A 13356-nucleotide genomic window follows, 5' to 3' on the forward strand; every position below is an offset into this window, starting at 1 on the left:
TCATTTTGCAAGTGCCATACAAACCGCTGCCACCTTGTCAGCAGCATCCAGTTTGGCAAGGCCTCTGGCATTTACCGCCATACCCTTCAATTGCTCACGCGACATCAAACTAATTAAATTGGCCAGTTTTTCTGCCGTCAAATCCTTTTGTTTCATGCAGATGCCTGCACCCTGATCCACCAAAAATTGAGCATTACTGGTTTGATGATCATCCACAGCATATGGAAATGGAATAAATATCGCCGCCACACCCACTGCGGCTATTTCTGAAACTGTCATCGCCCCTGCCCGACAAATCACCAGATCTGCATTGGCATAGGCTGTTGCCATATCGTCAATGAATGGCAAAGCACGAACAGGAACTTGATGCTGTTTATATTCCTTGCGCAACTCGTCAATCAACTTGGCGCCAGCCTGATGAGTTACCTCAAACTGCAATTTGTTGAACAAGAGCCCCAATGCTGCCGGCACCACTTTATTCAAAGCTTGTGCTCCCAGGCTACCGCCTACCACCAATATCTGCAAAGGCCCTTGCCTTGCACCATAACGGCTCTCTGGCGTGGCTTGCCTGGTTAACACCTGACGGATTGGATTGCCTGTCCAGGCTGCTTTAGGCAAAGCATTAGGAAAAGCAATCAATACTTTGCTGGCAAGCTTGGCTAAAACACGATTTGCCATACCAGCAATCGAGTTTTGTTCATGCAAGACCAATGGCTTACCCATCAAACGCGCGATGATGCCGCCAGGCACTGTGACGTACCCGCCCATACCCAGCACCACATTGGGCTTAACTTTACAAAACACACCATACGTCTGCAGCAATGCTCGCAACAGATTGAATGGCAATAACAGCTTGGTCACCATACCCTTGCCACGCAAACCACCAAATCGTACGAATTCGATCGGATAGCCATGTTGTTTGGCCAACTTTGCTTCCATACCTGTTTCATTGCCCAGCCAGACAATATTCCAACCCTTGGCTTTCATGACCTCGGCAACCGCCAAAGCTGGAAAAATATGACCACCGGTACCACCGGCCATCACCAACATGGTTTTTGTTGAATTCCGTGCGTTCATATACGACCACCGCGCATAAGGACACGATTCTCATAGTCAACCCGCAACAAAATGGCCAGAGAAATGCAATTGGCCAAAATGCCGCTACCACCGTAACTCAACAAGGGTAAGGTCAAGCCCTTGGTCGGCAACAAGCCCAGATTCACTCCCATATTGATAAATGTTTGCACACCGATCCAAATACCAACACCTTTAGCCAGTAATCCAGCAAATGTCCGATCCAATGCCAAAGCCTGGCGACCAATTTCAAACGAACGACGAACCAACCAATAGAACAGCAAGATAACGATCAACACACCAACAAAACCCAACTCTTCACCAATCACCGCCAGTAAAAAGTCAGTATGTGCTTCGGGCAAATAATGCAGTTTTTCAACACTGCCGCCCAAGCCAACACCAAACCATTCACCCCGACCAAATGCAATCAGCGAGTGAGACAACTGATAACCTTTACCCAGCGCATTCTTTTCCTCCCAGACATCCAGGTAAGCAAAAATTCGCTCCCGACGCCATGGAGAAGTCCAGATCACCAGAAGAAATGTACTGGTCAGAATCACCACAATGGCAGAAAAAATCCGACCATTCACACCACCTAAAAATAAGATCCCCATGGCGATTGACACAATCACCACAAAAGCTCCCATATCAGGCTCCAACAAAAGCAGTAGCCCCACCAACGCCATGGCAGAGGCCATTGGCAAAAATCCTTTGGTGAACTTATGCATGTATTCTTGCTTGCGTACGGTATAGTCTGCTGCATAAATCACGGCAAACAACTTCATCAGTTCAGATGGCTGCAAATTAAAAACAATAAACGAAATCCAACGCTTGGCACCATTCACACCCTTGCCAATGCCTGGTACCAATACCATGATCAAGAGCACCAAAGCCGCCAGAAATAAAAATGGCGCCCATTGTTGCCAACGCTTGATTGGTACCTGAAAAGTAATCAATGCAGCAAAAAAACCAATACCAATAAACAGCGCCTGACGGATCAAAAAGTAGGTTGGCTGATAGTTGGCATATTTGGGTGAATCAGGCAGAGCAACCGATGCCGAATACACCATCACCATGCCAAATAACAATAACAGGATGACCGTCCAGACTAATGGCTCATCAAACTCCATCATTTTGGAACGGGTAGGACGTATCGAGTTGACCGATTCACGCAAACCAATTGTCGTGCTATTGTTTTGCACAGATCGCGCCAAACCACCGAGGCTGCCAAAACTCAGCTTCATAACATCACTCCCGCTTCAAGTCCGACAGACTTCACTGCCTCGACAAAGACCTCGGCACGATGTGCGTAATTTTTAAACATATCCAGACTGGCACAAGCTGGCGACAATAAAACCGCATCACCACACTTTGCCTTACCAGCCGCCAATGCAACCGCTTCTTCCAGCGTGCTGCAATCCAAAAGTTCAGCCGTACTTGATGAAAGCGCCGCTCTTATCGCTGATGCATCTTTACCAATCAGACAAACGGTGTGGGCATAACGCTGAACTGGCTCCAGTAAAGGCGCAAAGTCCTGGCCTTTGCCATCACCACCGGCAATTAACACAACCGGTTTTGCCAAACCATTGAGTGCCGCCACCGTCGCCCCTACGTTGGTACCCTTGCTGTCATCGTAGTACTCAACTTCATTAATAGTCGCCACCCACTGTACCCGATGCGGCTCCCCTTCATATTCACGCAGGCTATGTAATAGTTTGGCCATTGGCAGATCAATTGCACGACACAAGGCCAGTGCTGCAAGCGCATTGGCAGCGTTATGCAGACCACGAATCTTCAAGGCATTGGCAGGCATCAGCTTCTGTATCATGAAAGGCACTGTCTCAATCTGCTTGCCACGCTTACGGGTGGTTGGCTCTTCACTGGGTACAGCCAAGACCAGCCATTGCAAACCATTTTCCTTCAGCAAACCAAAATCATTCACGGCCAAAGGTTCATCCAAACCAAACGATATGGCACCCGGCTTGGCAAATTGCATGACCAGATCATCATCACGATTGAGCACTGGAATTGTCTGTGGGCCAAAAATATGTGACTTAGCTTGAGCATAAGCACCCATACTGCCATGCCAATCCAGGTGATCCTGAGTGATATTCAAAATTGTCGCCGCATGAGCATTCAAACTATATGTCATCTCAAGCTGAAAACTCGACAACTCCAGCACCCAGACATCTGGCAGTTCATTCGCATCCAAACAGGCCGTCAGCTTTGTCAAAGCTGCGGGACTGATATTGCCAGCCACTGCAACACGCTTACCGGCGCGCTCACACAACAATCCAGTCAGGCTGGTGGTGGTAGTCTTGCCATTGGTACCCGTTATCGCAATCACTCTCGGATCGTAAGCAGTCGCCTCTTTCAAGGCCGACAAGGCACGGGCAAACAGTTCAATTTCACCCCATACTGGAATCTGTGATTCCTGTGCTTTTAGAAGCAGCGCAGCCATCTCATTTTGCAATGGTGAAAGCCCCGGACTGACCACGACCAGATCACAATCATCCAACAAACTATTATTCAACTCACCTGCTACAAAAATAGCCTGAGGCACTGTGCCATTTAATGACTGCAATGCTGGCGGCGTTTGGCGGGTATCGGCAACTCGTACAACAGCAGCACCCTGGTGCGCCAACCATTGCGCCATGGCAAGACCCGACTCCCCCAGGCCCAAAACCAGGGTACGCGGTTGCTCAAGTTGTCCAAATACCTGATTCAACATCTTGTTCTCGGCTTAATATAATTTTTAACGCAATTTCAACGTTGAAAGACCAAACAACACCAGGATCATGGAAATGATCCAGAAGCGCACGACCACTTGTGTTTCTTTCCAACCATTCACTTCAAAATGGTGATGCAACGGTGCCATCTTGAAGATACGACGACCTTCACCATATTTCTTTTTGGTGTATTTGAAATAACTGACTTGAATCATCACGGATAGCGTTTCCACAACAAACACACCACCCATGATGAACAACACGATTTCCTGACGCACAATCACCGCAATGGTTCCCAATGCACCGCCCAGAGCCAGCGCACCCACATCACCCATAAAGACTTGTGCCGGATAAGCGTTGTACCAGAGGAAGCCAAGGCCAGCACCGGCCATCGCCGCACAAAATACCAGGAGCTCACTGGCACCGGGAATATGTGGAATCAAGAGATATTTGGCATAGCCACCATGCCCGGTCACATAAGCAAACAAGCCCAAAGCTGCACCCACCATCACCACCGGCATGATAGCCAAACCGTCCAGACCATCAGTCAGATTGACTGCGTTGCTGGTACCCACAATCACAAAATAAGTCACCGCGATAAAACCAAATACACCGAGCGGATAACTGATCGTCTTGAAGAAGGGCACGATCAAATCAGCTTTGGGCGGCAAGTCCATCGCAAAACCGCTTTGCACCCAATCAAGAAATAGCTGAATCACTTTCCAGTTATTGGTTTCAGACACACTAAAAGCCAGGTAGAGCGCTGCAATCAAGCCAATCAATGATTGCCAGAAATATTTTTCGCCGGAAGACATGCCCTTGGGATCTTTATAGACCACCTTGCGATAATCATCGACCCAGCCAACCAAGCCAAAACCGATCGTGACCCACAGCACAATCCAGATAAACCGATTGGACAAATCGGCCCAGAGCAAGGTGGAAACACCAATCGCAATCAATATCAAAACGCCACCCATAGTTGGCGTACCCGCCTTCACCAGATGGGTTTGTGGGCCATCACTGCGCACAGCCTGTCCGACTTTGAGAACGATCAGACGACGAATCACAATGGGACCAAATACCAGCCCAATACCCAACGCAGTCAGTGTCGCAAACACAGCGCGCAGCGTGATGTAATTAATGGCGCGCAGAAAACTCAATCCTGCGAATTCTTGCATCAGCCATTGTGATAAGGTCAATAACATGGAACTTGTTTCTTTTTAATCTGATTAATTCATTCACTCACAACCGAGTGATCGTCATACTGTTTTTTAAGCAACTCAACAACGCGCTCCATGCGCATAAAACGTGAGCCTTTTACCAGCAAACTGCGCGCTAGCAAAATGGATTCGCTCAAAGCCATATTCAAACTTTCAATATCAACAAAATAATGTGCCGAGTCACCAAAAGCTTCAGCAGCATATTGGGTCAATTCACCGACACAATAAAAATGTTCGATCCCTTTTGCCTTGGCATACACGCCAACCTCTTGATGGAACTGCGGACCATTTTCACCAACCTCCCCCATATCGCCCAATATCAGACAGTGAGGTGCAGGCGTTGCCACCAGCACATCAATTGCGGCGCGTACTGAATCGGGATTGGCGTTATAGGTGTCATCAATCAGAATGCGGCCATGAGCACCATGCCCAAGAACATGCCTTTGCAAACGGCCTTTGACTGGCGTAAAGGCTTCCAAGCCATTCACCACCTTATCAATCGTCACCCCCGCAGCGAGAGCACAACTTGCCGCAGCCAGCGCGTTGCGAATATTGTGCTCACCCAAGGTGTTGAGAACGACGGTTGCTTCTTGCTGACCACAATGCAGCATGAAATGACTTTGCCCGGCACTGTCATGATGCACGTCACTCGCCCACACAGTTGCCTGATTTGACAACCCGAAAGTGATCACCTGACGCTGCCCGGCCTGCTCATGCCAATACGATGTAAATTCATCGTCAGCTGGAAAAACGGCAGTACCATCAATTGGCAAAGCATGAATCACCACACCGTTTTCAGCCGCCACGGCAGCCACACTTTCCATGAACTCCTGATGTTCGCGCTGCGCATTGTTGACTAGAGCAACCGTGGGCTGAGCAATACTGGCCAGTCGAGCAATTTCACCAGGATGATTCATGCCCAGCTCGAACACGGCCAAGGCATGACCTTGACGCAGCCGAAACACCGTCAATGGCACACCAATTTCGTTATTGAGATTGCCACGCGTTGCCAGACTGGCCACTTCCCCAACCGCCTGCTGCAATATGGCAGCGATCATTTCCTTGACAGTCGTTTTACCATTGCTACCGGTGACAGCAATCACCGGGAAATCAAATTTGCGGCGCCAGAAACGGCCCAGGTCGCCCAATGCAGCCAGTGTATCGGGTACTTCAATTTGAGTGATTTTGATATCGGGTTGATAGCGTGACACCACCGCGACCTTGACGCCACGCTCAGCGACTTGCGACAAATAGTCATGCGCATCAAAACGCTCACCCAGCAGGGCAACAAACAAGGAACCCGACTCGATGCTGCGGCTATCGGTCGAAATTGTCTGCAACTCCATGGCTGCATCAGCCAGGCCATGCAGCTTGGCAACAGGCAAAGCTGCTAAAACAGCAGACAATGTCAGGTGCATGCTCAAGCAGCCCTCCCGGTTTTGACATTGCCATAACTTGCTACGCCACTAGCCGAACCACCACGGGAACGTAACGCCAGCAAAGCATGATCATGATCGGAAAAGATCCGTTTTTTACCCATCACTTCCTGATAGTTTTCATGGCCTTTGCCAGCCAGCAAAATCACATCATTGCTACTTGCATGATTGATGGCATACAAAATTGCCGCAGCTCGATCTTCCTGAGTGACCAGCACACCATGCCGTTCGGCAGGAATGCCATCCACAATGGCTTGCATGATGGCTTGCGGTACTTCACTGCGCGGATTATCGCTCGTCACCACGATCTGATCGGCCAGTCGTGCAGCAATGGCACCCATGAGCGGCCGCTTGCCCGCATCACGATCACCACCACAGCCAAATAAACACCAAAGCTTGCCTTGTCGCACAGTCACCATCGGGCGCAGACTGTTCAATACCTTTTCGAGTGCATCCGGTGTATGCGCATAATCAATCACGACCAGTGGGCGATTCGGCTCGCTTAACTGCTCCATACGACCGGCCACCGGCGTAAGCTTACCGACCATGCGAATGGCATCAGTCAAATTAAATCCGGCACAAAGCAGGCTACCAATCACCGCCAGCGTATTGCTGACGTTAAAGTCACCCACCAATTTAGTTTCCACCTCATGACTCAACAGATTACCCGCCTCATCATGAGCCTTAACCGTAAAACTCAAGCCATCCATCGAATGACGGATACGTTCCGCAAAAAGCTTTACCCTACCCCGTACTCCAGGGGAGTAATAGGCAAAACCATCATTCTCAAGTGCGTTATTATTAGGCTCTTTTGAATACCCCACAACAGTATCTAACATGCTCACCTCGGATTGAAGGATTTGATGACTCAATGGATCGTCCAAATTCAGCACTGCGGCGCGCAAACCGGGCCAGGCAAACAAAGCCCGTTTCACCTCGGCGTATTGCGCCATGCTGCTGTGATAATCAAGATGATCTTGTGTGAAGTTGGTAAAGACTGCGGTATCAAAGTGCATCCCATTGACGCGCCCCTCTTGAATGCCAATCGAGGACACTTCCATTGCACACACTTGCGCACCATGGGTTTGCAACTGCGCCAACTCGCGCTGTAACGTCACCGCATCGGGCGTTGTAAAACCGGTTTCGGTGAGCTTGCCCGACATGCCGATGCCCAACGTGCCCACCACCGCACAAGGCCGCTTGGCCTGTGTCAATGCCTGACCAAGCCATTGGCTAATCGATGTCTTACCATTGGTGCCGGTAATGCCAATGCTGTGCAACTTCGTGCTTGGATCACCGTAAAAACGAGCCGCCAGACCACCCACTTGCGCCTTGAGATTTTCAACATTCAAATTGGGCACTGTCCATGTGGCGTCCCAGACAAAGTCCTGGGCATCCCACAACACCGCGACAGCACCAGCCGTAATCGCCGCAGCAATAAAGTTACGCCCATCCACAAAGTCACCTGGATAAGCAAGAAACACATCACCCACCTTGATCTTGCGACTATCCAAAGCCAGATCAACCGCAACGGGCGCATGCACCCGCACCCATGCCAGCAAAGCTTGTGCTTGCTGCACATCGGCAGATTGATTGGCCAGCCAGTTCATCACATGCTCTCCTCAACGCCGCCTTCAACATTGACCAAGGTCTTGAAAGGTGCATCAGGTGTAATGTTGAGTGCGCGCAAGGCACCTGCCATCACTTGCGCAAATACCGGGGCAGCCACATCACCACCGAAATACTTACCATTGGATGGCTCATCAATCATCACTGCGCAAATGATGCGCGGATCACTCATCGGTGCCATGCCCACAAAAAAGCCACGATATTTATTGGAATAGCCATTACCTTCCTGCTTATGCGCTGTGCCCGTTTTGCCGCCCACGCGATAACCCACGATCTGCGCCTTGGGTGCGGTACCTTCCGGGCTGACCACCATTTCGAGCATGGCGCGCATGGCCTTGGCGGTTTCGGGCGAAATCACGCGACTCCCTGCCACGGGCCCATCCGTCTTGGTAATGGAAACCGGAATCAACTCGCCATCACGCGCAAACACGGTGTAAGCACGCGCCAGCTGAAACAGCGATACCGAAATGCCATAACCATAAGACATGGTGACCTGCTCGATGGTTTTCCAGCTTTTATAAGGCCGCAAACGTCCGGCCACCGCGCCAGGAAAACCGATTCTTGGCGCCTGTCCAAAACCCACTTCGGTAAACATTTCCCACATATCATGGGGTTCCATCTGCAAGGCAATTTTGGCCGTACCAATGTTGCTGGACTTTTGAATGACTTGTGCCACGCTCAATATGCCATGCGCATGCGAATCGGAAATCGTGGCTGTACCGATTGTCAACTTGCCGGGTGAAGTTTGAATCTGAGTGCTCGGCGTGACCTTGTGTTCATCCAGCGCGAGCGATACCGTGAATGGCTTCATGGTGGAACCCGGCTCAAAGGTGTCCGTCAATACCCGATTACGCAACTGTGCCCCATTGAGCTGACCACGTTGATTGGGGTTATAGGTTGGCAAATTGGCGAGGGCTAAAATCTCACCGGTCTTGGCGTCAAGCACAATGATGCCGCCCGCTTTGGCACGGTTTTCATCGACTGCATTCTTCAAATGCGTATAGGCCAGAAACTGAATCTTGCTATCAATCGACAAGGTCATATCCCGACCATCCTGCGGCGGCACGATATCGGTCACATCTTCCACCACATGGCCCAGCCGGTCCTTGATGACGCGACGCGCACCGGTCTTGCCTGCCAGCATGCTTTGCAACGACAGCTCCATACCTTCCTGGCCAAGGTCTTCCACATTGGTAAAACCCACCACATGAGCGACCGTTTCCCCTTCGGGGTAATAGCGCTTGTACTCTTTGCGCTGCTCAACACCATCGACATCGAGCTTGGCAATTTTATCGGCCACGGCTGGCTCGACCTGGCGTTTGAGGTAAACAAAGTTTTTGTTTTCGCTGAGCTTCTTCTTGATATCAGCCACACTCATACCAAGCAGTCGACCCAGCTCGGGCAACTTGGGGTCATTGGTTTTGACATCTTCAGGAATTACCCAAACGGCCTTGGCCGGCACACTGGAAGCCAGCACCTGACCATTGCGATCCATGATCTTGCCACGGGTTGCAGGCAACTCCAGATTACGTTGATAACGAATCTCACCCTGGCGCTGAAAGAAGCGCGTATCAATGCATTGCACGTACAGAGCACGGGCAATCAACCCCATGAAGGCAGCAAACATCAAAAACACCGCCAACTTGGAGCGCCACATTGGCAAATCGACACCCAGCAGCGGGCTATCACCAAAGCGCATACCTTTGCTGCCACCAAATTTTTCCGATATTTTCTTAGCGGGCTTATCAACCATCAGCGCGCTCCTTCAGGTTTATCGGCAATCACATCATTACCCAGCGTAATGAACTCGGTACGTCCCGTAGAAATAGGCTGCATATGCAAATCTTTGCGCGCCGTCGCCTCAATCAGGCCACTCTTGGACAAGGTACTTTGCTCAAGCTGCAAACGATTGCGCTCAATATCCAGCTGACGGGCTTGCGCTTCAATGCGCTCATGTTCAACAAACTTGGTACGCTGTTCATGATGCGCAGTGACCAGTGACAATGCACTCACCACCAGACCAATCAGCAATAGCAAATTCAGGCGGCCCATGGCTTACCCTCCTTGCTGGAAACTTTGCTGTGTGGACCGGCAGATTGCGCTGGCGCTGGCCAGATCACCTGGTTATTGGGATACCAATTGTTCAATGGTTCTGCAGTTCGCTCAGCAACGCGCATCACCGCAGACCGGCTCCTGGGATTGGCAGTCACTTCCGCGGCAGACGGCACAACCTTGCCCAGTAACTTGAGCAGAGGCTGCGGCAAATCGGCAGCCCGCACTGGGATACGCCGATCTACCTCAGGACCATGAGCATGAAATTGCATAAACCGCTTCACAAGTCGATCTTCCAGAGAATGAAAACTGATCACAACAAGCCTCGCGCCCGGTGCCAGTAACGGCAACAGGGCATTCAAAGCTATTTGCAGCTCCGCAAGCTCCCGATTGATGAAAATCCGAATAGCCTGAAACGTACGTGTGGCCGGATCCTGGCCTTTATCGCGCCATGACGTCTTGACGGCGCTTGCCACGACCTGGGCAAGTTCGCGTGTGGTTGAAAGTGGGCCCCGTGAGGCATCGTCGCGGCGAGTAACAATCGCCTTTGCAATCTGAAAAGCATGCCGTTCTTCCCCATAATCCCTGATCACCTCCCGCAAGGTTGATTCATCTACTTCTTTCAGCCACTCCGCTGCCGTCACACCCTGCGTGGTATCCATACGCATATCGAGCGGACCGTCCAGTCGAAAACTGAATCCCCGTTCCGCCACGTCAATTTGTGGCGAAGAAATACCCAAATCCATCAACACACCCGCCAGGTTTTTTGTGCCCTGCTCTTGCAGGATCTTCGCTGCCTCGGCATAACTGGCATGCACCAGACCAAATTGCGCATTACCCTGCGCACCGACTAAATTCATCCCGGCAGCAATGGCCTGCGGGTCTTTATCAAAAGCCAGCAAACGCACACCCGGATGCGCTGCCAACTGCGACAAAATCTTGCGGCTATGCCCACCACGTCCAAAAGTGGCATCCACCAACACGGTGTCAGCCACTTTTTGCTGATGAGACAAACCGGCCAGCAAAGCTTCAACCGCTTCATCCAGCAATACCGTTTTATGCAGCAAGGCCATGTCTTGCGGCGATGGAGTCAGGCTAGACATAGCCGCCTAGAAACTGAGGTTCTTGACAGAATCGGGCATCCCGCCAGCCAAGGCTGCTGCTTCCTTGGCCATATAGGTTGCCTCATCCCAAATTTCAAAGCGTGTACCCACGCCCATCAACATCACGTCACGCTCCAGACCTGCCGCCTTGCGCAACTCTGGCGAAATCAACACGCGCCCACCAGAATCGATTTCAGTATCAGAAGCACTACCCAGATAAATTCGCTTCCACCACTGCGCATCACCTTTTAAATCCATGACCTTATCGCGAAAAACCTCCCACTCCGGACGGGAAAAGAGCAACAGGCAGCCATCGGGAGACCTCGTCATAGTCACCCGACCTTCTGCCTGTATTTGAAGCACTTCGCGATGCTTGGTCGGAATCGACAACCTTCCTTTTGCATCGAGCGTCAGTGCAGAGACTCCCTGGAACACAAATTTCCCTTTATTTCCCGAATTAGGTATTTTTTTCCACAAAAAAACACTTTAACCCATAATTTCCCACTTTAGAGGAATGAAAATAGACGGTCAAGCCTTTTACCCCTTTGGAAACAAATTTTTTTAATCAGAACAAGGACTTAGCGCATCTTTTTGAAGAAAGAATTAAGTCTTTTTTCTTTAGAATCAAGAGGCTATAAATGAAAGTGAAAGCTGATTCTTGAAGTGGCTGTATTTTTCTATCAGAGGGGGAGTATCCATTGCAAGGGAAATCCAGTAATGGGCTCCGAGACTGCAAGGATACTGTGTTTTTTAACAGTAAGAATGTAAAGCAGGCCTGTAGGCCGGATTCTGTGCACTTGCCTACGCAAGCGTGATCGTCATTTCTCTGGGCCCTGGTTTGCACCAGGGCTCTAGCGCCCTACCCGCAAACGCTACGCGAGCCACGTAGTGTTTCCGAAGAAACGCGTTTGCCTATTTGGGTTTGCTCCGGGTGGAGGTTACCGTGCCAGCTATGTTACCGTAGCCGCGGTGCGCTCTTACCGCACCGTTTCACCCTTACCTGTTACCGCTGCAAGCAGCAGTTCATCGGCGGTTTATTTTCTGTGGCCCTGTTCCGCGGGTCACCCCGGGCGGCTGTTAGCCGTCACCCTGCTCAGTGGAGTCCGGACCTTCCTCGAATGGCAAAACCATCCGCGACGATCCAGCCTGCTTTACCAGATCATTATAGCGGGTTTATTCGAGCAGCTCACGCCTCGCAACACATACTCCACTCAGTAAAAAAATAAGGCCAATAAATAAGCACTTGGAAACCCATATTTATGCATATACTCCTTAAAAATTGCTTAAAACAGCACGATTCTTGTGGTGCATGGGGATCGTCGGAGTGACCGGAAAACATGCATATCGGCATAAAAATCATCATCCAGATTGGCAGACCAAAATCCCGGTACCCCCAAAATGGGCAAAGGGGTGAAATCGCGTGAGGATAAGGGTTGCAGTGCCAGCCATTGCGCTAATTGACCATCAAGAAATTGCCGCTGGGTAGATTCAGCCCAACCAAAGTAATCAGATCCAACCTGAATGCACAGCGCATGAGCGGTGATAGCTGGGTAGGGTTGCAGCAGTTTTTCAAGTAAGGCATGACCAAATAAACGCACTTGCGCAGTCTTACCAAAACACGCACGTACCCCAAACAGAGCGGCACGCCAATCCATGCTTTGCAGCGATTCAATCAAAGCCATATTACTGGTGACGAAGAAAGCGGCATTTTCGTCAAATAGGGTCGCAGCATCCCGCACTGGTCCACGCACCTGGCCGATGCCAGCCTGCGCGATTTCTTGCGCCTGCCTTGCATTGAGTGCGGCTTTGAGCGCCGGGTAATGTAACCAGATCATGGCATTGAATGCATCATGCCAATTATTGCGAGTAGGCACCTGACCCGTGGCGGCGATATGCGCCTCATAAGCCATGCCTTCGGACAGACAGCTTTGCGGCAAAAACTGAATGGGCGCGCCGTGGCTATTACATAAACCCGACACAGCGGCGTGCCGATTGAGCTGCTGATGCAGCTCCTGCGCCTCCAGTGAGTTGGCCAACGCAGCATATTCGGCCAACCAAGGTGCCTGCCAATTGGCTGGCAGATCCTGCGCAAACGGATTCAACAACACTCGCT

Annotated in this window: 10 protein-coding genes, 1 other RNA gene and 1 pseudogene; all 12 read right to left on the reverse strand. The window is 50.7% G+C overall.

The window, feature by feature from the left end:
• Positions 1-1077, reverse strand: a complete 1077-nt coding sequence (gene murG / locus ACMYR3_RS14880; RefSeq protein ID WP_424192712.1) for an undecaprenyldiphospho-muramoylpentapeptide beta-N-acetylglucosaminyltransferase — start codon at positions 1075-1077, stop codon at positions 1-3.
• Positions 1074-2318, reverse strand: coding sequence for a putative lipid II flippase FtsW (gene ftsW / locus ACMYR3_RS14885; RefSeq protein WP_424192713.1), 1245 nt, complete (start codon positions 2316-2318; stop codon positions 1074-1076). Before ftsW ends, murG begins: the two co-directional genes overlap by 4 nt.
• The gene (gene murD / locus ACMYR3_RS14890) at positions 2315-3805 is read right to left on the reverse strand and encodes a UDP-N-acetylmuramoyl-L-alanine--D-glutamate ligase (RefSeq protein ID WP_424192714.1); all 1491 of its coding nucleotides are present in this window, start codon (positions 3803-3805) and stop codon (positions 2315-2317) included. Before murD ends, ftsW begins: the two co-directional genes overlap by 4 nt.
• Before the next feature lie 24 nt (positions 3806-3829).
• Positions 3830-5008: a phospho-N-acetylmuramoyl-pentapeptide-transferase gene (mraY, locus tag ACMYR3_RS14895; protein ID WP_424192715.1), complete on the reverse strand. Its 1179-nt coding sequence runs from the start codon at positions 5006-5008 to the stop codon at positions 3830-3832.
• A gap of 29 nt (positions 5009-5037) precedes the next feature.
• A complete protein-coding gene (locus ACMYR3_RS14900) occupies positions 5038-6441 on the reverse strand; it encodes a UDP-N-acetylmuramoyl-tripeptide--D-alanyl-D-alanine ligase (protein ID WP_424196549.1) in 1404 nt (467 codons plus the stop codon).
• A 2-nt stretch (positions 6442-6443) separates the two neighbouring features.
• A complete protein-coding gene (locus ACMYR3_RS14905; protein WP_424196551.1) occupies positions 6444-8069 on the reverse strand; it encodes a UDP-N-acetylmuramoyl-L-alanyl-D-glutamate--2,6-diaminopimelate ligase in 1626 nt (541 codons plus the stop codon).
• A complete protein-coding gene (locus tag ACMYR3_RS14910) occupies positions 8069-9841 on the reverse strand; it encodes a peptidoglycan D,D-transpeptidase FtsI family protein (protein WP_424192716.1) in 1773 nt (590 codons plus the stop codon). Before ACMYR3_RS14910 ends, ACMYR3_RS14905 begins: the two co-directional genes overlap by 1 nt.
• Positions 9841-10140 (reverse strand): cell division protein FtsL, encoded by a 300-nt coding sequence (gene ftsL / locus ACMYR3_RS14915; protein WP_424192717.1) that lies wholly within the window; start codon positions 10138-10140, stop codon positions 9841-9843. The genes ACMYR3_RS14910 and ftsL overlap by 1 nt, the downstream gene beginning before the upstream one ends.
• Positions 10141-10247: 107 nt before the next feature.
• Positions 10248-11213, reverse strand: a pseudogene (gene rsmH, locus ACMYR3_RS14920) (16S rRNA (cytosine(1402)-N(4))-methyltransferase RsmH); the annotation flags it as partial.
• Positions 11214-11249: 36 nt separating this feature from the next.
• Entirely contained in the window at positions 11250-11678 is a 429-nt protein-coding gene (gene mraZ, locus ACMYR3_RS14925) for a division/cell wall cluster transcriptional repressor MraZ (protein ID WP_424192718.1), read from the reverse strand.
• Positions 11679-12005: 327 nt separating this feature from the next.
• Positions 12006-12396: RNase P RNA component class A (gene rnpB / locus ACMYR3_RS14930), an RNA gene on the reverse strand.
• 130 nt (positions 12397-12526) lie between these two features.
• A complete protein-coding gene (locus ACMYR3_RS14935) occupies positions 12527-13348 on the reverse strand; it encodes a DUF3025 domain-containing protein (RefSeq protein WP_424192719.1) in 822 nt (273 codons plus the stop codon).
• Positions 13349-13356 lie beyond the last annotated feature (8 nt).

It is taken from the genome of Ampullimonas aquatilis (assembly GCF_049675895.1).
Lineage (GTDB): Bacteria > Pseudomonadota > Gammaproteobacteria > Burkholderiales > Burkholderiaceae_D > Ampullimonas > Ampullimonas aquatilis.

Coding starts and splice junctions, on each gene's coding strand:
- ACMYR3_RS14900 (WP_424196549.1), bottom strand. CDS start 6,441: ATGCACCTGACATTGTCTGCTGTTTTAGCAGCTTTGCCTGTTGCCAAG.
- murD (WP_424192714.1), bottom strand. CDS start 3,805: ATGTTGAATCAGGTATTTGGACAACTTGAGCAACCGCGTACCCTGGTT.
- ACMYR3_RS14905 (WP_424196551.1), bottom strand. CDS start 8,069: ATGAACTGGCTGGCCAATCAATCTGCCGATGTGCAGCAAGCACAAGCT.
- ftsW (WP_424192713.1), bottom strand. CDS start 2,318: ATGAAGCTGAGTTTTGGCAGCCTCGGTGGTTTGGCGCGATCTGTGCAA.
- ftsL (WP_424192717.1), bottom strand. CDS start 10,140: ATGGGCCGCCTGAATTTGCTATTGCTGATTGGTCTGGTGGTGAGTGCA.
- mraY (WP_424192715.1), bottom strand. CDS start 5,008: ATGTTATTGACCTTATCACAATGGCTGATGCAAGAATTCGCAGGATTG.
- murG (WP_424192712.1), bottom strand. CDS start 1,077: ATGAACGCACGGAATTCAACAAAAACCATGTTGGTGATGGCCGGTGGT.
- ACMYR3_RS14910 (WP_424192716.1), bottom strand. CDS start 9,841: ATGGTTGATAAGCCCGCTAAGAAAATATCGGAAAAATTTGGTGGCAGC.